This is a genomic window from Serratia sp. SCBI (genome assembly GCF_000747565.1).
Classification (GTDB): Bacteria; Pseudomonadota; Gammaproteobacteria; order Enterobacterales; family Enterobacteriaceae; genus Serratia; species Serratia ureilytica.
Genome location: NZ_CP003424.1, coordinates 2,472,115 through 2,490,174 on the forward strand (window position 1 = coordinate 2,472,115; position 18,060 = coordinate 2,490,174).

The 18,060-nt window shown below is 63.6% G+C and carries 9 protein-coding genes and 2 pseudogenes; 6 read left to right on the plus strand and 5 right to left on the minus strand.

What is annotated here, in order from left to right; translation table 11 throughout:
* The first annotated feature begins 6 nt into the window (after window positions 1-6).
* From SERRSCBI_RS11590 to SERRSCBI_RS24920, 4 genes are all read left to right on the plus strand, one after another.
* The gene (locus SERRSCBI_RS11590) at window positions 7-1,308 is read left to right on the plus strand and encodes a sorbosone dehydrogenase family protein (protein WP_042784518.1); all 1,302 of its coding nucleotides are present in this window, start codon (window positions 7-9) and stop codon (window positions 1,306-1,308) included.
* A 338-nt stretch (window positions 1,309-1,646) separates the two neighbouring features.
* Window positions 1,647-2,048, plus strand: a complete 402-nt coding sequence (locus SERRSCBI_RS11595) for a DUF2946 domain-containing protein (protein WP_071845141.1) — start codon at window positions 1,647-1,649, stop codon at window positions 2,046-2,048.
* A gap of 223 nt (window positions 2,049-2,271) precedes the next feature.
* Window positions 2,272-4,338, plus strand: a complete 2,067-nt coding sequence (locus SERRSCBI_RS11600; RefSeq protein WP_042784519.1) for a TonB-dependent copper receptor — start codon at window positions 2,272-2,274, stop codon at window positions 4,336-4,338.
* A gap of 141 nt (window positions 4,339-4,479) precedes the next feature.
* On the plus strand, window positions 4,480-4,641 hold the full coding sequence (locus SERRSCBI_RS24920; RefSeq protein ID WP_182074138.1) for a hypothetical protein: 162 nt from the start codon (window positions 4,480-4,482) through the stop codon (window positions 4,639-4,641).
* 22 nt (window positions 4,642-4,663) lie between these two features.
* Here SERRSCBI_RS24920 and SERRSCBI_RS11605 read toward each other — a convergent pair.
* Window positions 4,664-5,558: pseudogene (locus SERRSCBI_RS11605) on the minus strand (LysR family transcriptional regulator).
* Between the two features lie 84 nt (window positions 5,559-5,642).
* Between SERRSCBI_RS11605 and SERRSCBI_RS11610 the strand changes: the two are divergent.
* Window positions 5,643-6,419 carry an NAD(P)H-dependent oxidoreductase gene (locus SERRSCBI_RS11610; protein ID WP_042784520.1) on the plus strand — a complete coding sequence of 259 codons (777 nt, stop codon included), beginning with the start codon at window positions 5,643-5,645 and terminating at the stop codon, window positions 6,417-6,419.
* 15 nt (window positions 6,420-6,434) lie between these two features.
* On the opposite strand, the gene SERRSCBI_RS11615 is transcribed toward SERRSCBI_RS11610, so the two are convergent.
* Window positions 6,435-7,085: a LysE family translocator gene (locus SERRSCBI_RS11615; protein WP_071883551.1), complete on the minus strand. Its 651-nt coding sequence runs from the start codon at window positions 7,083-7,085 to the stop codon at window positions 6,435-6,437.
* Between the two features lie 91 nt (window positions 7,086-7,176).
* Window positions 7,177-7,731 carry an NAD(P)H-dependent oxidoreductase gene (locus SERRSCBI_RS11620; protein WP_033643110.1) on the minus strand — a complete coding sequence of 185 codons (555 nt, stop codon included), beginning with the start codon at window positions 7,729-7,731 and terminating at the stop codon, window positions 7,177-7,179.
* A gap of 101 nt (window positions 7,732-7,832) precedes the next feature.
* Between SERRSCBI_RS11620 and SERRSCBI_RS11625 the strand changes: the two genes are divergently transcribed.
* Window positions 7,833-8,192 carry a helix-turn-helix domain-containing protein gene (locus SERRSCBI_RS11625; protein ID WP_033643111.1) on the plus strand — a complete coding sequence of 120 codons (360 nt, stop codon included), beginning with the start codon at window positions 7,833-7,835 and terminating at the stop codon, window positions 8,190-8,192.
* Between the two features lie 4 nt (window positions 8,193-8,196).
* Here SERRSCBI_RS11625 and entS read toward each other — a convergent pair whose 3' ends face one another.
* Window positions 8,197-9,480, minus strand: a complete 1,284-nt coding sequence (entS, locus tag SERRSCBI_RS11630; RefSeq protein ID WP_042784524.1) for an enterobactin transporter EntS — start codon at window positions 9,478-9,480, stop codon at window positions 8,197-8,199.
* A 58-nt stretch (window positions 9,481-9,538) separates the two neighbouring features.
* Window positions 9,539-18,050 (minus strand): annotated as a pseudogene (locus SERRSCBI_RS11635) (amino acid adenylation domain-containing protein).
* Window positions 18,051-18,060 lie beyond the last annotated feature (10 nt).

Here is an 18,060-nt window from a genome sequence, read left to right on the forward strand (position 1 = left end):
GTTTTCATGAAGCTCTCATCTCTGGCGCTCACCCTTTCCGCCGTTTTGGCCTTGGCCGGCTGCGATAACAGCGCCGTCATTTCGCCAGAGCAACAAATGGGCCCGGACCCGACGTTGCCGGCGGCGCAAGACTTCCTGATCCCGCCGATGCAGGTGCCTAAGGGCATTGGCTGGCAACAAGATCAGACGCCGAAAGTGGCGGAAGGCTTGAAAATCGATAAGGTGGCAGACGATTTGCTTCATCCGCGTCAGTTGCTCACGCTGCCCAATGGCGATGTGTTGGTCGTGGAGGCCAACGGGCCGGGCACGGAAGCGGTGAGCACGCCCAAGCAGCTGATCGCCGGCCTGGTGAAAGGCCAATCCGGTAAAGGCGGCAAAGGGGGCAATCGCATCACCCTGCTGCGCCCGACCGCCGGCGGCAACTGGGAAAAGCACGTCTTCCTCGAGGGGCTCGATTCCCCGTTCGGCGTCCAGTTGATTGGCAATACGCTGTACGTGGCCAATACCGGCAATATCATGCAGTACGCCTATCAGCCAGGCGAAACGCGCATCAGCGATCCGGGCAAAGAACTGGCCGACCTGCCGGACACCATCAACCATCACTGGACCAAGGCCCTGCTGGCCAGCCCTGACGGGAAAAAGCTGTATGTCGGCGTCGGTTCCAACAGCAACATCACCGAAAACGGCCTGGCCGTAGAGTACCGGCGCGCCGCCGTGCTGGAAGTGGACACCGCCTCCGGTGCCAGCCGCATCTTCGCCAGCGGCCTGCGCAACCCGACCGGGCTGCAGTGGGAGCCGCAAAGCGGCAAGCTGTGGGCGATTGTCAACGAGCGTGACGAAATCGGCGCCGATCTGGTGCCGGATTACCTGACCTCGGTGCAAGACGGCGGTTTCTACGGCTGGCCTTACAGCTATTTCGGCCAGCACGTCGATCGACGGGTACAGCCGCCGCGGCCGGACCTGGTGGCGAAAGCCATCAAGCCGGATTACGCGCTCAGCTCGCACGTCGCGCCGCTGGGGCTGCTGTTCTACACCGCGAGCGCTCTGCCGGCCGACTATCGCGGCGGCGCTTTTATCAGCGAGCACGGCAGTTGGGATCGCTCGCCGCTGAACGGCTATCGGGTCAGCTATGTAGCGTTTGAGCAAGGCAAACCGGTCGGCAAGCTCAAAGCGGTGGTCACCGGCTTTGTCTCCGATGATGAGAAGGAACTCTATGGCGCCCCTGTGGGGCTGGCTGTCGATAAGACCGGCGCTTTGCTGGTTGCGGATGACGTCGGCAACACTGTCTGGCGCGTCAGCGCGAAGTAAGGTTACGGGCGGGTTCCGGTGAACTCGCCCGTGACATTGTCACTCACTCCTCAGCGCCAGCCAGATCGTAATAAAGCGGAATAATCGTGCTCGCCAGTTTTTCCGTCATTAATATTGTCCCCGTCACGTTATTGGCGCAAAAAAAATAGCCATTGGTCAGAATTAAAGCGCTCATTCGATAATATATTCATCAACAGACTGTTGACCAGAAATAAAAGGTTTTAACATTTCGACATAAACCAGTACAATTCCCTCCCCTGTGTTAACCCTTTTTTAGGTTGATTGTGTCGTTAATTCAGCCCCCTGCATCACGTAACCGGGCCGCCGCCTGGTTAGGGATGTTCGCCATTCTGATGTTGTTCATTGCGCCGGTGGTCTCGCGATCCCTGGAGCATGCGCGCGCCGGAAGTGCTGAAACGACCGTCATGGCGGACTGCGGCATGGCGATGCCGATGCATCATGAGATGCATTCGCCGCCGGCCGCGCCGGAAAAGGCCGCATCGCCGATGATGCAGCACGGCGGCGGCCACCACAACATGGCGATGATGATGGACGACAGCGCCTGCGGCTACTGCGTGCTGTTGCTGCACGCGCCGCTGCTGGACGTGAGCCACGCCCCGCTGTTCTGGTCTCAATCTCTGGCCTCGCGCCCGCCGCCGACTCATTATCTCGTTCCCCTGTTTGCCCACGTCGTTCATACCGAATTACAGCCGCGCGCGCCGCCCGTCTCTTTCCTCTGATTTAACAATACCCCATTGCCGTTTCTGTATTGCCGTTGATCGTTTCAACATGGCGGAATTAATACGCCCAATGGTTATGCATCGAGACGACATTATTAGCCCGGTTATTTCCACGTTGAGGGAATTAACCTCCGTATTTTCCGATGGTGATTTTCGCCAGGCATCCCCACGCCTGAATAAATCGCCGGAGAATAATGGAAAAAAGTTAGCTTAAGGAAAGATGATGTTTAAACCCGCTTATAAAAAGAACGCCGTCACCCGCGCAATCACCACCGCCATGCCGCTGTTCCTGCTGGCCGGCCACGCGGCGCAGGCGCATCAGCACCCTACCGACGCACAGGTTAATGATGGCGACGTGATCACCGTCACCGCACCGCTCTACTCTCCGCTGACCATCGTGACGTCACCAAAAACCCCGCGTCAGCCGGTGCCCGCCAGCGACGGTTCGGACTATCTGAAAACCATCCCCGGTTTTTCGCAGATCCGCAACGGCGGCACCAACGGCGATCCGGTATTTCGCGGCATGTTCGGTTCGCGGCTGAAAATTCTCACTGACGGTTCGGAGATGCTCGGCGCCTGCCCATCGAGAATGGATGCGCCCACCTCTTACATCTCGCCGGAAAGCTTCGATCTGCTGACCATCACCAAAGGGCCGCAGACGGTGCTGTGGGGGCCGGGTTCGTCGGCGGGCACGGTGCGTTTCGAACGTGAACGTCCGCGCTTCGACAAGCCGGGCATCAAGGGCAACGCCAGCGTGCTGACCGGCTCCAATGGCCGCTGGGACGAGAATATCGACGCCAGCCTCGGCGCCGAGCAAGGTTACCTGCGGGTGATGGCCAACAAGTCGCGCGCCAACGATTACCAGGACGGAACGAATACGCGCGTGCCATCGCGCTGGGACAAATGGAACGGCGATCTGGCGCTCGGCTGGACGCCGGATGCCGACACGCTGCTGGAAGTGACGATGGGGCGCGGCAACGGCGAAGCGCGCTATGCCGGCCGCAGCATGGACGGTTCGCAGTTCAAACGCGAAAGCCTGGGCATGCGGGTGGAGAAATCCAACATCGGCGAGGTGCTGGATAAGTTGGAAGCGCAGGTCTACTACAACTACGCCAACCACGTGATGGACAACGTGACCCTGCGCTCGCCGGGCAGCGGCGGCATGGGCGGCCACGGTGGGCATGGCGGCATGAGCATGGGGGGCCACGGCGGGCACATGATGTCTTCCGGCATGACGATGCAGCTCGATCGCCGCACCGTCGGCGGCCGTGTGATGGGCACCTGGCAGTGGCAGGACGTGAAGCTTGAAAGCGGCCTGGACACGCAGACCAATACCCACCGCAGCATGAGCCGCGGCAGCTGGGAAAAAGACGCCCAGTTCAACAGCTACGGCGCCTTCGGCGAGCTGACATGGTCCACCAGCGAGCAGGATAAGCTGATCGGCGGCGCGCGTCTCGACCGCACCCTGGTGGAGAACTTCCGCAGCGGCAGCGACGGGGAACGTTCAGACACGCTGCCGAGCGGCTTTATGCGCCTGGAGCATACGCTGGCCGAGCTGCCGCTGATGCTGTATGCCGGCGTCGGCTATACCGAGCGCTTCCCGGATTACTGGGAGCTGTTCTCGCCGAAGCTGGGTCCGAACGGCAGCAAGGATCCGTTCTCCAGCGTCAAGAGCGAGAAAACCACGCAGCTCGACATCGGCGCGCAGTACAACGGCAAGCGCTTCAACGGCTGGGTCTCCGCGTATGTGGGCCGCGTCGATGATTTCATCCTGTTCAAATACGATCCGCACAATGCGCGTCTCAGCCAGGCCGATAACGTCAACGCCAACATTATGGGCGGCGAAATGGGCATGGGTTATCAACTGAGCGAGCACTGGAAAACCGACGCCAGCCTGGCCTACTCCTGGGGGAAAAACACCAGCGACGGTCGCCCGCTGCCGCAGATCCCGCCGCTGGAGGCACGCTTGGGGCTGACCTATGAGTACGGCGACTGGAGCGGCACCGGCCTGTGGCGTCTGGTCAGCAGCCAGCACCGCGTGGCGATCAACGAAGGCAACGTAGTAGGCAAAGACTTTGCCGAAAGCGCCGGCTTCGGCGTGCTCTCCGCCAACGCCGCCTACAAGGTGAATAAAAACGTCAAGCTGAGCGCCGGTCTGGATAATATCCTGAACAAGACCTACAGCGAGCACCTCAACCTGGCGGGCAACAGCGCCTTCGGCTATTCGGCCAACAGCGCGGTGAATGAACCGGGCCGCACCCTGTGGGCCAAGGTTAACGTCACCTTCTAAGCCGTTCACCGGGCGATGGGTAACCGTCGCCCGGTTACGCGATATGCGATCCGGTTCTTAGGATATGAGTTTTAAGTTTTTCCCATCCGGTTTAGCGGCGATTACTATCACCCTCAACGTAATCAACGATCCGGAGGGAATATGCAAAAGCTCACTCGTTTTCTGGCCCTGCTCGGCGAGCTGATGATTGAAAAAGCCGAAGACGCCGCGCCGCAGGCTGCTCAGCCTGACGATCGCGACGACGCGCTGCCACCGCGCCTCGAGCGTGGCGTTGCGCTGGCCGACCGCTTCCTGTTCATGTAATTTCCCGCGCAGTTTAACCCGCTCACACTGACCGCACGATATGTTCGCGCAGCCACCGGTGCGCGGGATCCCGATGCGATCGTTCGTGCCACAGCATGGTCATTTCAAAAACCCGGCACCGCCAGCGGCGGCTCGAGCTGTTGCAATAAAGGCTGGTTGCGCACCAGCCGCTCCGGCAGCATCGCCACCAAATCGGACTGCGTCAGCACCGAGATAACGAAGAGAAAATGCGGCACGGAAAGCACCACGCGCCGCGTCAGCCCCACGTCCGCCAGCGCCCGATCGGTGATGCCGTAGAACCCGCCGCCGTCCGGTGAGACCATCACCTGCTCCAATCGGCAAAATTGCGCCAGCGTCAGGTTTTCATGCAGCTTGGGATGGCCGATTCTGCCCACCAGCACATAGCGTTCACTGAACAGCGTGCGCTGACGCAGACCGGGCGGCGCCCCTTCGCGGGTGTGAAACGCCAGATCGATCTCCCCCTGTTCCGCCAGTTTGGCGATGCGTGACGGCGCGGTCTCCAGCACCGCCAGCCGGGTGCCGGGCGCCGCCGTGCGCAAACCGTTCAGCGCTGGCAGGACGATGGTGGATTCGCCGTAGTCGAAGGCGGCCGCACGCCAGGTATCGGTCGCCACGGCGGGATCGAACGGCGTGGCCGGCGTCACCGCCAACTCAAGCGCCGCCAACGCCTGACGCAGCGGTTCCCGCAGTTGCTCCGCTCTGGCAGTCGGACGCATGCCGCGCGGGCCGGGCAACAGCAGAGGATCGTCAAAGATCGCCCGCAGTTTGGCGAGATGCACGCTGACCGCCGGCTGAGAGAAATTGAGCCGCTGCGCCGCGCGCGTGACGTTGTGCTCCGCCAGCAGCGCGTCGAGCGTCACCAGCAGGTTGAGATCCAGCCGCCTTAAATTATTCATGGTTATACCTGTGATAACGGTAATTCATTTCTAATATACCTTGTGACGCCCTAACCTGCAGCTCTCACCCCAAGGAGCGTTGTTATGAATGTGCTGATTGTTTACGCCCACCCGGAGCCACAGTCGCTGACCGGCTCACTGAAAAACTTCGCCGTTGAGCGTCTGACGCAGTCCGGCCATCAGGTACAGGTGTCCGATCTGTACGCTATGAAGTGGAAAGCGGCGATCGACGCCGACGACAGCCTGGAAGGCGCATCAGGGCCCCGTTTCGTTCCTTCGCTGGATTCCCAGCGCGCGTTCGCCAACGGCGTGCAGAGCGCCGATATCGAACGGGAACAGCAAAAGCTGCGCTGGGCGGACGCGGTGCTGCTGCAGTTTCCGCTGTGGTGGTTCTCGATGCCGGCGATTCTGAAAGGCTGGTTCGATCGTGTCTATGCCTATGGTTTTGCCTATGGCGTCGGTGAGCATTCCGATACGCATTGGGGCGACCGTTACGGCGAGGGTATGTTGGCGGGCAAACGGGCGATGCTGCTCGTCAGCGCCGGCGGGTGGGAATCCCATTACGCCCCGCGCGGTGTCAACGGGCCGATCGACGATATTCTGTTTCCTATCCAGCATGGCATGCTGCATTACCCGGGGTTCGAGGTGTTGCCGCCGTTCGTCACCTATCGCGCCGGAAAGACCGACGAGACGCGCTTCGCTGCCCTGTGCGAGCAGCTCGGACAGCGGCTAGATAATCTGTGGCACACCGAGCCGATTCCGTTTCGGCGGCAGAACGCCGGTGACTACCTGATCCCGCAGCTGACGCTGAAAGCGCATCTCGCGCCAGGGCAAGACGGTTTTAGCATTCACCTGAAATAGCGCGAGCCGCTCCCCTTATCGCGGCGCTGACACAGCGCCGCCCCCGAGGAGGAGTTTGGCGCCCAATCCCATCATGACCAAGCCCGTGAATCTCTGCTGCCACACCAACAACCGGGGATTGCGGGCGAGCCATTGTCCCACGGTGCCGGAGGCCATAGCGACAGAACCCAGCGAAAGGATCCCGGCCAGCTTCTGAATGGAACCTAAAACGAGCAATTGCAGCCAAACCGGCCCGGTTTCAGGGTTAACAAACTGCGGGAGGAAAGCAAACATGAACAGCAGCGACTTAGGGTTGGTCAGGCTGTTAATCGCTCCTTCTTTCACCGCCTGCCACTCGGTCATCATCCGGGGTTTTCGCACGGCATCGGAACGCTGCCGGCTTACCTTCAGCATTTTTATCCCCAGCCAGACCAGATAGGCGGCCCCAACCCAACGCAATACGTCCAACGCCAGCGGATAAGCATGCAGCAGCGTGGCGAGGCCGAGCACCAGCATGGAAACCTGCACCATACCGGCGACAAAAACCATGCCGAAAACATTGAGCAGCGCGATACGGCGGCCTTGGCCGATACCCCGGGCCAGCGTGAGCATCATGTCCGGTCCAGGAGACAGTTCCAGAAGGGTAAGTGCAACAAGAAAAGCAATAAACGTTTCGGCTGAAGGCATGGGGTTATCACCGGCGAGTCAAAGGATACGGCAATCATATTCCTCCCCGGACATTCGCAACAGCACTATCAGGCGCATCCGGGGAGTCTCGTTAATTCAGGGCGGCGAGAAATGCCCGATAGCCCTGCGCGCTGCTGTCCAACTCGTGCTGCTGAACCTGCTCTGCCGTCCCGTCCGAAGCGGCTTCCTTGCCGTAAAAGGCAAAGAACGAAGCATAGTCGGCCCGCACATAATCGGCGGTCACTTCAAACGGCCGGAAGATCTCCTCCAGCGAGTAGCGATAACGCCCTTCACGCGCGTAATCTTCTGCGCGTACGCCCGCCGTGACCGCCAGCGCCAGTTTCTTGTTCTGCATCTTATAGCCGCTGCGGGAACCGTAGGCCCAGCCGTAGGTGAGCACGTCGTCCAGCCATTTTTTCAGCAGCGGCGGGCTGCTGAACCAGTAAATGGGGAACTGCAGCACGATGTTGTCATGCGCTTCAATCAACTGCTGTTCTTTGGCGACGTCGATCTGCCAGTCCGGATAGGCCTGATGCAGTTCGTGCACGGTATACAGCGCCGGATAGCGGCGCAGTTCCTCCAGCCAACGTTTGTTGACCACCGAGTTCGCCATATCGGGATGTGTCACTACCACCAACGTTTTCATACTGATCTCTCCAGTCAGGTGTTTCGACGCATCTTAGGGTATGCTGACAGAATGTAAAATACGCACACTCACGACACATACTTACCCTGGAGAAAGTGTAAATGACCGCCGAATCCCACTGCAGCCCTACGGGCATCAGCCTTGAAGACACCGGTTATGGCTACACCCTGTCGGTGATCAACGGTAAATACAAAATGATTATTCTCTACTGGCTGGCGTTGTATAAGCCGGTATTGCGGTTCAACGAACTGCAGCGTTGCATCGGCACCATTTCGTATAAGACGCTGAGCTCGACGTTGAAAGAGCTGGAAAAAGACCGGCTAGTGGTGAGGAAGGAGTATCCGCAGATCCCGCCCAAGGTGGAGTACAGCCTGTCCGAGCGCGGGCGTTCGCTGATCCCGGTGATCGACATGATGTGCGACTGGGGGGAGCGGCACCGGCCGGAACAGCCGGCGCCGTGAGGGGTCAGTTGTCCGCCGCCGCTGAGGTTGCCGGAGCCGGCTCATCGTGCTCGACCAACGCGTCCGCCGGCCGGCACTGGCGCAGCGTGCGCACGCTGAAGGCCACCAGCACGCCGAGCACTGCGGCGAATGCGCCAAACGACAGCACGCTCATCAATGGGGTGAATACCCTGCCCAGTACACCGAGCCCCAGCGCGCCGATCGAATCGCCTGTCACGTCCTGCGCGGTGCCGAGGCTGTTCACCCGCCCCAGCAGATGATCCGGCGTGTTGCTCTGGATCAGCATGAACTGCAAGAGCGAGGCGATGGCATTCGCGTAGCCGTAGCACACCAGCGCCAGCAACGCCGGCGCCAGGTGGCTGAACAGCCCCAGTGACGCGATGGCGGTGAACGCGATGATAGCGGCGATCAGGATCAGCACGCCAGGGCGAGAGAAACGCCCCACCCAGCCGCTGGTCAGCGCGCCCAGCATCGCACCGAGCGGCACTGCGGAGTACATCAGGCCTATAGAGGACGCGCCGACGTGGTAAGCGTCCTGCGCCAGCGCCGGAAACAGTACCCTGACGGCGCCGACGATGCTCATCAACATCCCCAGCAACACCACCGAGCCGACCACCTTATTGCGCCAGACAAACTGGAAGCCGCTGGCGAGCGCGCGCAGCGGGTGTTCCGGCTCCTGCTGCTGCGGCAGCAACGTCGGCAAGCGCACCAGCGGGACCAGGGTGCCCAGCGTCCCTGCCGCCGCGACGGCGAAGGCGAGACCGACGCCGCCGAACACGATGATGATCCCCCCCAGCGCCGGCGCCAGGATCGCGCCGATGCGCACCGTCACCATGCTCAAGGCCCCCGCCGCCGCCAGGTTTTCGCGCCCGACCAGCAGCGGGATCACCGCCATCAGCGCCGTCATGCCGAGCGCGCCGAAGAACCCGTCCCAGGCCGCCAGCAGGTAGAGCGCCCACAGCGACGGGGCCGGCGCGAAGGCGTTTAGACTCAGGGCGACAAAGCCCAGCCCGCAGGTGCCGCGCGCGAACAGGATCAGCTTGCGGCGATCGTAGCGATCGGCGAGCACCCCGCCCAACATCAGGCCGATAAACATGCCTACGCCGTCCAGCGCCACCGCCACGCCCACCTGCAACGTGGAGCCGGTCATCGCCTGGATCTGAATCGGCACCCCCACCGCCAGCATGCCGAGTGAAAACACCGACAGCATGCGGGCGCAGAAAATCGCACGAAAATGCGCATTGCTTCTCAGCAAACTGAAATCAAGAAAAAAAGAAGGTCTGGCCATAGTGTCCTGCATATCATGTTTTAGTACGGGCCGTGGCGCACGCCCCGGCCCGGTTGCGTTATACCAACCCGTATTGCCGCGTCAGCAGCGAATGCAATAGCGGCCCTAGCGTCTCCAGCGAGGCCGGCGACAGAATGTCCGCGTGCTCGCAACCTTGGTGATGACAGATCAGCCGATCCAGATACGGCGCCCACACGGCGTTGATGTCCATCAATGGCGGCAGCGTCCGATCGGCGACAAACAGCGTCGCCGTGCCGTGGAAACGCTGACTGCGCGCCTGAGAAAGAAGGCGCACCGCGTCACGATAGTTGGCGACGATGCTGTCGAACATCGCCGCCTTCTCCGCCATCAGCGTCGGATCGCCATGATCTTCCGCCATAAACTCGGCCTGTTCCTGCGCCACCTCCTTCTGCGCCTCTTCCTCGGTGGGGCCGGTCCAGTCCTGGCCTTCCGGCGGATAGGTATCCAGCATGCCGAGGAACGCCACCTCTTCACCCTGCTGCTGCAGACGCGCGGCCATCGAATGCGCCAGCGTGCCGCCGAGCGAATAGCCCAGCAGGTAGTAAGGCCCCTGCGGCTGCAGGCGGCGCAGAGTGGCGAGATGACGATCGACCATCTGCTCAATGTCCTCACAGGTGGCGATGACGCCGTCCGGTCTTGGCGACTGCAGACCGATGATCGGGTAACTCCCCGGCAGATACCGGCTCAGCCCCGAGTACTGCCAGGCGAAACCGGAAGCCGGATGCAGGCAGAACAGCGCCGGGCCTTGGCCCGCCCGCAGCTGCAGGCACTCGCCGACGCCGCGGCTCTCGGCCGAGCCGGCGGCCTGCGCATCATCGAGCAGGTGCGCCATTTTCTCCAGACTGCGGGCGAACATGATCTGCCCGACGCTCAGCGGCCGGGTGACGCGCCGACGCAACTCCGCCGCCAGGCGCATCGCCAGCAGCGAGTGGCCGCCCAACGCGAAGAAGTCGTCGTCGGCATACACCGTCTCGCGCCCCAGCAGTTCGCTGAACAGCGCCGCCAGCAGGCGCTCGCTGTCGCTGTGCGGCACGCGGCCGCTCTGCGGGCTCAGCTGCGGCCGAGGCAACGCCTTGCGATCCAGCTTGCCGCTGGCGCTGAGCGGGAAGCTGTCGGTCATGACATAGCTGACCGGCATCATGTGCGCCGGCAAACGCGCCTCCAGCGCCTGATGCAGGACGGCGGTATCCAGCGTCACGCCCGGCTGGGCGATCAGCCAGGCAACCAACTGCCGCATATCGGCGCCGCCCAGCCCCGTCGGGCCCTCACCCAGTTCGATGGCGTGCACCGCCGCCTGCGCTACTCCCGGCTGCGCCAGCAGCGCCTGTTCGATTTCGCCCAGTTCGATGCGCTGGCCGCGGATCTTCAGCTGATCGTCGCTGCGCCCCAAATACTCGACGCTGCCGTCTTCCAGCCAACGGGCGATATCGCCGGTGCGATACATGCGCGCCCCGTTGCCGGCGGGATCGGCGACAAACCGCTGCGCCGTCAATCCCGGCCGATGCAGATAGCCGTCGGCCAGCTGAATGCCGCGCAGGTAGAGATCGCCGGCGCAGCCGACGGGCACCGGCCGCAGCATGGCGTCGAGAATGCTCAGTTGGGTGTTCCAGACCGGTTTGCCGATCGGCACGCCGGCGCCGCTCACCGCCGCCAATGCCTCGCCGGACGCCGGTTGATAGGTGACATCGACCGCCGCCTCCGTCGGGCCATACAGGTTATGCAGCGGCGCGGCGACCAACGCCTGGTAGCGGGATGCCAGTTCACACGACAACGCCTCACCGCTGCAGAACACGCGTTTCAGGCTGGCGGCGGCGCGCTGCGGCGCACGTTCGTTCAGCGCCTCAACCCAGATAGCCAACATGGACGGAACGAAATGCAGCGTGGTTACGCCATAGTCGTCGATCAATGTCGTCAGCGCCTGCGGATCGCGGTGCGCCTCCGGCGGCGCCATCACCAGGCGCGCGCCGACCATCAGCGGCCAGAAGAACTCCCAGACGGAAACGTCGAAGCTGCACGGCGTTTTCTGCAATACCACGTCCTGCGCATCGAGCGAATACTCATGCTGCATCCAGAACAGACGGTTGACGATCGCCCGGTGGTTCACCACCACCCCTTTCGGCCGCCCGGTAGAGCCTGAGGTATACAGGACGTAGGCGGGATAATCGCCGTTCCCCGCCGGTGCGCGCTGCATCGGTTCGCGCCCGCTGTCGTCCAGCGCATCGAACCGCAACGTCGGCGCCAGCGCGGCAAAACGGGCATCCAAGGCGCTCTCGGTGATAATCAGCCGTGGCTTGGCGTCTGCCACCATGTAGGCCAGACGCTCATCCGGGTAACCGGTATCCAGCGGCAGCCAGGCGGCGCCGGTTTGCACAATCGCCGTCAGCGCCAGGCTGAGGCGCACAGAACGCGGCAACGCCACCGCGACGATATCGCCCGGCTGAATGCCCGCCGCCGTCAGCCGTTCGGCCAACAGCGCGGCCTGGCGCTGCATGTCACGGTAGCTGAGGGTGTGCCCGGCATCCTGCAACGCGATGCGTTCGGGCGTGCGCCGCGCTTGATCGGCGATCGCCTGATGCAAGGTGGTGTCCGCTACCGCCTGGGCGGTGCGGTTGACCGCCGCGATCAACGCCTGTTCCTGCGGGGTTTGCAATTGCCAGCGCGGCAACGGCAGATCCGGTTGCGCAATCCATTGTTGCAGCAGCGCCATCAGCCGCGCGGCGAAGCGTTCAGGCTGCGGCACCGAGTCGCGGTACTCCATCAGCAGACGCAGACGCTCGCCCGGCAGCACCAGCAACGTCAGCGGATAGTGGGTATAGCCTTTGTTGCGGATGGCGTCGCAGCGCAGGGAACCTGTGCCGCCGAGCAAGGCGTCGCTGTCCGGGTAGTTCTCCACCACCAACAGCGTATCGAACAGCGTGCCCGCGCCGGCCAGGTGCTGGATCTCACCCAATCCCAAATCGTCGTGCTCCAGCAGTTCAATCTGCCGGTGTTGCAGAGCGGTCAGCTGTTCCGTCAACGGCCGGCCGTTTTCCAGCCGTACGCGTACCGGCAGCGTGTTGCTGAACAGGCCAACGTGCTCTTCCACGCCGTCGATCTGGCCAAACCGCCCGGAAACCGGCGAGCCGAACACCACGTCCTGATGGCCGCAACAGCCGGCCAGCTGCAGCGCCCAGATGCCCTGCATCACAGTATTGAGCGTCAGCCCGCGTTCGCGGCACAGGGTCAGCAAACGCTGTTCTTCCGCCGGCGGCAGCGTCATTTCCAGCTCAAACACGCGGTCGTCCTGCGTCTCGCCAAACAGCAGCGTTGGCCGTACGTCCTGCAGCGTCTCGCGCCAGATGCGGCGCGAGGCGTCGGCATCCTGCGCGGCCAGGCGGCGCACGATATCGGCATAGTTCGAACGCAGCGGCGGCAACGCCGTTATCCCCTTCACGCAATGCGAGCATCAGATCGTTGAGCACCACCGGCGTCGACCAGCCATCGACGATCAGGTGGTGGGCATTGAGGAACAGCGTGTAGCGTTCGCTCTCGCCGTGTTTGACCCACAGCGCATGCAGCATCGCGCCCGGCTGGTTAAACAGATCGCGCCGCAGTTCTTCCTGCTCCAGCTCATTCAGCGCCTGCATTTCTTGTTCGGCGGACAGCGGCGGCAGCCTGTGGCTGTCCAGCGGCCAATGGCTTTCCTGCGGTATCAGCTGCAGCGGTTCGCCCTCGCGGTTGAACCGGGCGGCCAGCTGCGGATGGCGGCGGATCACCGCATCCAGCGCCTGCTGGAGCCGTGGCGCATCCAGTTCGCCGCAGAGGCTCAGGCGCGTCAGCGAGTTATAACTGCCGCCCTGCTGCGCCGTCTGAGCATGGAACAGCAAGCCGTGCTGTAAGGGCAACAGCGGCAGCGCGTCGGCCAACGGCCCATACTCCCGCTCCCAGGCGCGCAGCGTTTCATCGTCGACGTTCGGTTGGGCGATCTCAGCCGCCGTCAACGTTGCCGCTGCGCGTTCGGGATGCCGTTCAGCAAACTCGCACAGCGCACGCACGGCCTGCTCGATGCCCCTATGCAACGCCTCGATGTCGCTCGCGCTGAAAATCCCCTCCAGCCAGCTCCAGTTGATCGCCAGACACGCGCCGTCACGCCGCTCTTCGACAAAGATGTTCACTTCCAGCCCGTAACACAGCGCCTGCTGCGCATCCTGCGCCACGGCGAAGGCGTCGCGGAAACGGGTCCGGCTGCGCTGCGGCGTCCAGTGTCCCTCATCCTGGCCGAAGCGCCCGAGGTAGTTGAACAAAATCTCCGGCGCATTGCGCTGCGCCAGCGCGGCCAGTTCGTCACGCTGCGGATGCAAATAGCGCAGTTGACCATAGCCGATGCCGCGATCGGCCACCGCGCGCGTCACCCGTTTCACCGCGCGCACGGCCTCGTGGTGTTCGGCGTCATGCAGTTCGATGCACAGCGGGTACTCCGCCGTCAGCCAGCCGACGGTGCGCGCCAGATCGAGGCTATCGTCCAGTTCGGCGCGGCCGTGCGACTCCAGCGAAAAGCGCAGCGAAGCGGCCTGGAAATGACGCCGGCAGGCCAGCGCCAGCGCGCACAGCATGATCTCTTCGACCTGAGCGCGGTATCCCTGCGGCAAGGCGCCCAGCAGCGCGGCGGTCAGCCGGCTGTCGAGCAGCGTGCGCCGTTCGCTCACCGAAGCGAGACAATCGGTCTGCGGATCCAGCGCGCGTCGCCCCAAGCGCGGCACGCCGTCCGCCAGCATCTGCCGCCAGAACGGCAGCTCGGTTTCCCGGCGTTCGGCGTCGGCCCGTAAACGCGCGGACCACTCATAGAGCGAGGTTTCCTCCGGCGGCAGCGCGATCGGCTGCCCCTGCATGGCGCTGTCGGCCACTTGCCGCAGTTCGTCGAGCAGGATGCGCCAGGAAACGCCGTCAACCACCAGGTGGTGGATCGCCAGCACCAGCCCGAGGCTCTGCCCGTCACGCTGCAACAAGATGGCCTGCATCATGTTGCCCTCGGCCGGATTGAGGCGCGCCAGCGCGGCATCAAACGCCTGTTCCGCTGCGGTTTCCAGATCGTCGGATACGGGATGACGCTGCATCAATTCACCGGCGGCGGCGGTTTCAAACACCAACTGGCCGTCGCGGATCCGCGCGCCCAGCGCCGGGTGTGCCGTACGCAGCTGTTCCAACGCATAACGCAGCTGTGCCGGTTGCAATTCGGCAGGCACGCGCAGGAAAACGCCGTGCGCGAAGAGACGATGCATGTCGCCCGTCTCGGCAAACCAGTGCAGGATCGGCAGCCCGTCGATCGGCCCTTGCTGCACGCTGCGCGCGGTCTGAGATCCAACGGCCAGCGGCTGCATCGCCTGCGCCATGCGCGCGGGGGTGTGCAGCGCGAAGATCTCACGCGGCCGCAGCAGATACCCGTTGCGCCGCAGGGCGGTGCCCAGCCCCATCGCCGAGATGCTGTCGCCGCCGAGCGCGAAGAAATCGTCGTCGGCGCCGACGCGCTCCATCCCCAACAGCTGGGCCATGGCGCGGCAAATCAGCCTTTCCTGCTCGGTGGCCGGCTCGCGCAGGCTTTGCGCCAGCGTCTCCTGCGGTTTGGGCAGCGCCTGACGGTCAATCTTGCCGTTAACGTTAAGCGGCAGCTCCGGCATCACCACCAGGATCGCCGGCACCATGTAATCCGGCAGACGCTGCGCCAACTGCGCCAGCAGCTCGCTCTGCAGCGCGGGTGAGGCGCGCCGCGCGTCATCCTGCACCGAGCAGTAACCGATCAGGCGATAGGTGGCGCCGATCGGCTCGGCGATCACCACCGCCCGCCCCACGTCCGGCAAGGCAGCCAAGGCGCTTTCCACCTCACCCAGCTCGACGCGGAAGCCGCGCACCTTGATTTGGTGATCGGTACGGCCAATGAACACCAGCTGGCCGTCCGCGCTCCAACGCATCAGATCGCCGCTGCGGTACATCACCTCGCCGTCGGCGAACGGATTGGCGACAAAGCGCGCCGCCGTCAGATCCGGGCGGCGCAGGTAACCGCGCGCGATGCCCTTGCCTGAAATGTACAGTTCCCCCGCCGCGCCGATCGGCACCGGCTGCAGGCGACTGTCGAGCAGCCAGACTTCGGTATTGGCCAGGGGGCGCCCGATCACCGGCTGGTCTGCGGCCGTGACCGGCGCGCCGAGGGTATCGACAGTGTATTCGGACGGGCCGTAATAGTTATGGATCTCGACTTCCGGATGCTGCCGCATCAGGTTCCACAGCGTCGGCGTCGCCGCCTCGCCGCCGATCATCACAAACGCCGGCAGCGGGAACTGTCCCTTCAGCAGGCCGCAATCCACCAACTGCGAGAGGAACGACGGCGTGATGTCCAGCAGATCGATCGGGGTCTGTTGGGTCTGTTCGAGCAGCGCCCAGGGGTCGCGGCGCAGCTCTTCATCGAAGATAACCAGTTCGCTGCCCATCATCATGCAGAACAGCGGCTCCCAGGAGGAGTCGAAAGAGAACGAAGCGGTATGCCCGGCGCGCAGACGCCGCCCGCGGCGAGCCTGGAATTTTTCAATCGCCGGGCCGAACAGCGAGGCCTGATGCGACAAGAACAGGTTCAGCAGCCCGCGGTGCGTGGACATCACGCCTTTGGGTTTGCCGGTCGAACCGGAGGTGTAAATCATGTAGGCCAGATGCGCCTCGTTCAGCGGCGCGCGCCGCTCTTCGTCCGATATCGGCGCGGCCTCGGCGGCCGCGCAGCGCGCCCGGCATTGCGCCTCATCGAGGCACATGATCTGCGGCAGATCCGGCATGTTGGCCCGCGTGTCGCTGTGGGTCAGCAGCATCACCGGCCGCGCGTCGTCGCACATCAGCGCCAGACGTTCACGCGGATAATCCAGATCGAGCGGCATATAGGCCGCGCCGCTGGCCAACACGCCAAACAGCGCGACCAGCGAGTCCACCGAGCGCGGAATGCCGATGGCGACCACGTCTTCGGCGCCGATGCCGCTTTCGATCAGCACGCGCCCCAGTTGCATCACCCGTTCACTGAGTTGACGGTAGCTGAGGCGCACATCGCCGCAGGTCACCGCCAACGCCTCGGGCTGTCGCTCAACCTGACGCTGGAAAGCGTCCATGATCGACACCATGCCCGCCGGCGGCGTCAGCTCAGCGCCGCGCCCCCAGGCCGCGAGTTGGCGCAGCTCCCCTTCGCTGACCAGCGCCAGTTGACCGTTCGGCTGATGCGGCCGCCGCGCCAGTTGCTGCAGCCAATGGCCAATGCGCTCCGCATGGCCTTGCAAGGTGCGCGGCGCGTATTTGGCCGGGTTGGCCACCAACGACAGCGTCAGCACGCCGCTTCGAAAACCGATCTCAAACTCGAGGTCGTCGACCGGCCCCATCGCCAGCGTATGGGTAACGGCCGCTTGACCGTCGAAGGACAAGGCGCTGTGGTAAACCTTGACGTTGACCACCGGGCCGTACAGCTCCTGATGGCCGCCGACCAGGCCGAGATCGCGTTTGATCTGCTCCGCCTCATAGCGTTGATGGCGCCGCACCTGTTTGATTTGCGCCGCGGTGGCCTGGCAGACGTCCGCCAGCGACATCTCAGGCGTCACGTTCAGCAGCAGCGGCAGCACGTTAACCACCGGGCCGATCGCCGCCAACGCCTGCGAGCCCATGCGGCGCATGAAAGGAAAACCGATGGAGAGCCGGCTTTCGCCGCTCATGCGCGCCAGATATATCGCCAGCGCCGCCGTGACGATATCGGCCGGTTGCAACGACTGCAGCGCCGCATCGCGCAGCGCTTCGTCAAACAGCGACTCCGGCAGCACCAGCGCCTGTTTGAGCGGCCGAGCGCCCGGTTCGACCTCGCGGTTTTCCGTCGCCAATGACAGCGGCGACGGCAGATCGCGCAGATGCTGCCGCCAGAATTCGGCCGCCCGCTGGCGTGCGGGCGACGTTTGCCATTGCTGAAACTCTTCCACCACCTTGCCGAACGGGGTAAACGGCGAGGCCGCCGGCGACAGCCCGTGGCGCAGCGCGCGGTAGATATCGGCGATCCGGCGGGTGATGGCCTCGAAGCTGAAGCCGTCCAGGGTCAGATGATGAAAGCGCTGGTACCAGAACCAGCGATCGGCGCTGATGCGGATCACCGCATGGCGATAGAGCGGGCGCTCGCCGTCCGCGGGCAGATCCTGCGCCAGATCGTCGTGCATCAGCGCCAGCGCCGCCTGCTCGGCGTCTGGCCGCGCACTGAAGTCAAACCACTCCGGCGCCAGCACCCGCGCGGGATCCGCGTTCAGCGGTAAACGTTGCACCGGCTGGCCGTCCTGCGCCTCAAAGAAGCGCGCCTGAACCGTATCCGCCTCCGCCAGCCCCTGGCGAATCGCGCGCTCCAGCGCCGAACGATCGATATCGCCGTGCAGTTCGGTGTAGTGCGCCACGGCGAAGCTGTTGCGCCGCAGCGCGATTTGGTCGGCAATCCAGATCCCCGGTTGCGCCGCAACCAGCGGATAATCCCGATACTCGACCTGAGTATCCGGCAAAGAAAGCGTTTCTGACATGGTGTCTGTC

Bases quoted from the DNA above. Each gene is read 5' to 3' on its own strand.
- SERRSCBI_RS11595 (WP_071845141.1), top strand. From the start codon at position 1,647: ATGTTCGCCATTCTGATGTTGTTCATTGCGCCGGTGGTCTCGCGATCC.
- SERRSCBI_RS11625 (WP_033643111.1), top strand. From the start codon at position 7,833: ATGACCGCCGAATCCCACTGCAGCCCTACGGGCATCAGCCTTGAAGAC.
- SERRSCBI_RS11590 (WP_042784518.1), top strand. From the start codon at position 7: ATGAAGCTCTCATCTCTGGCGCTCACCCTTTCCGCCGTTTTGGCCTTG.
- SERRSCBI_RS11610 (WP_042784520.1), top strand. From the start codon at position 5,643: ATGAATGTGCTGATTGTTTACGCCCACCCGGAGCCACAGTCGCTGACC.
- SERRSCBI_RS11600 (WP_042784519.1), top strand. From the start codon at position 2,272: ATGTTTAAACCCGCTTATAAAAAGAACGCCGTCACCCGCGCAATCACC.
- SERRSCBI_RS11620 (WP_033643110.1), bottom strand. From the start codon at position 7,731: ATGAAAACGTTGGTGGTAGTGACACATCCCGATATGGCGAACTCGGTG.
- SERRSCBI_RS11615 (WP_071883551.1), bottom strand. From the start codon at position 7,085: ATGCCTTCAGCCGAAACGTTTATTGCTTTTCTTGTTGCACTTACCCTT.
- SERRSCBI_RS24920 (WP_182074138.1), top strand. From the start codon at position 4,480: ATGCAAAAGCTCACTCGTTTTCTGGCCCTGCTCGGCGAGCTGATGATT.
- entS (WP_042784524.1), bottom strand. From the start codon at position 9,480: ATGGCCAGACCTTCTTTTTTTCTTGATTTCAGTTTGCTGAGAAGCAAT.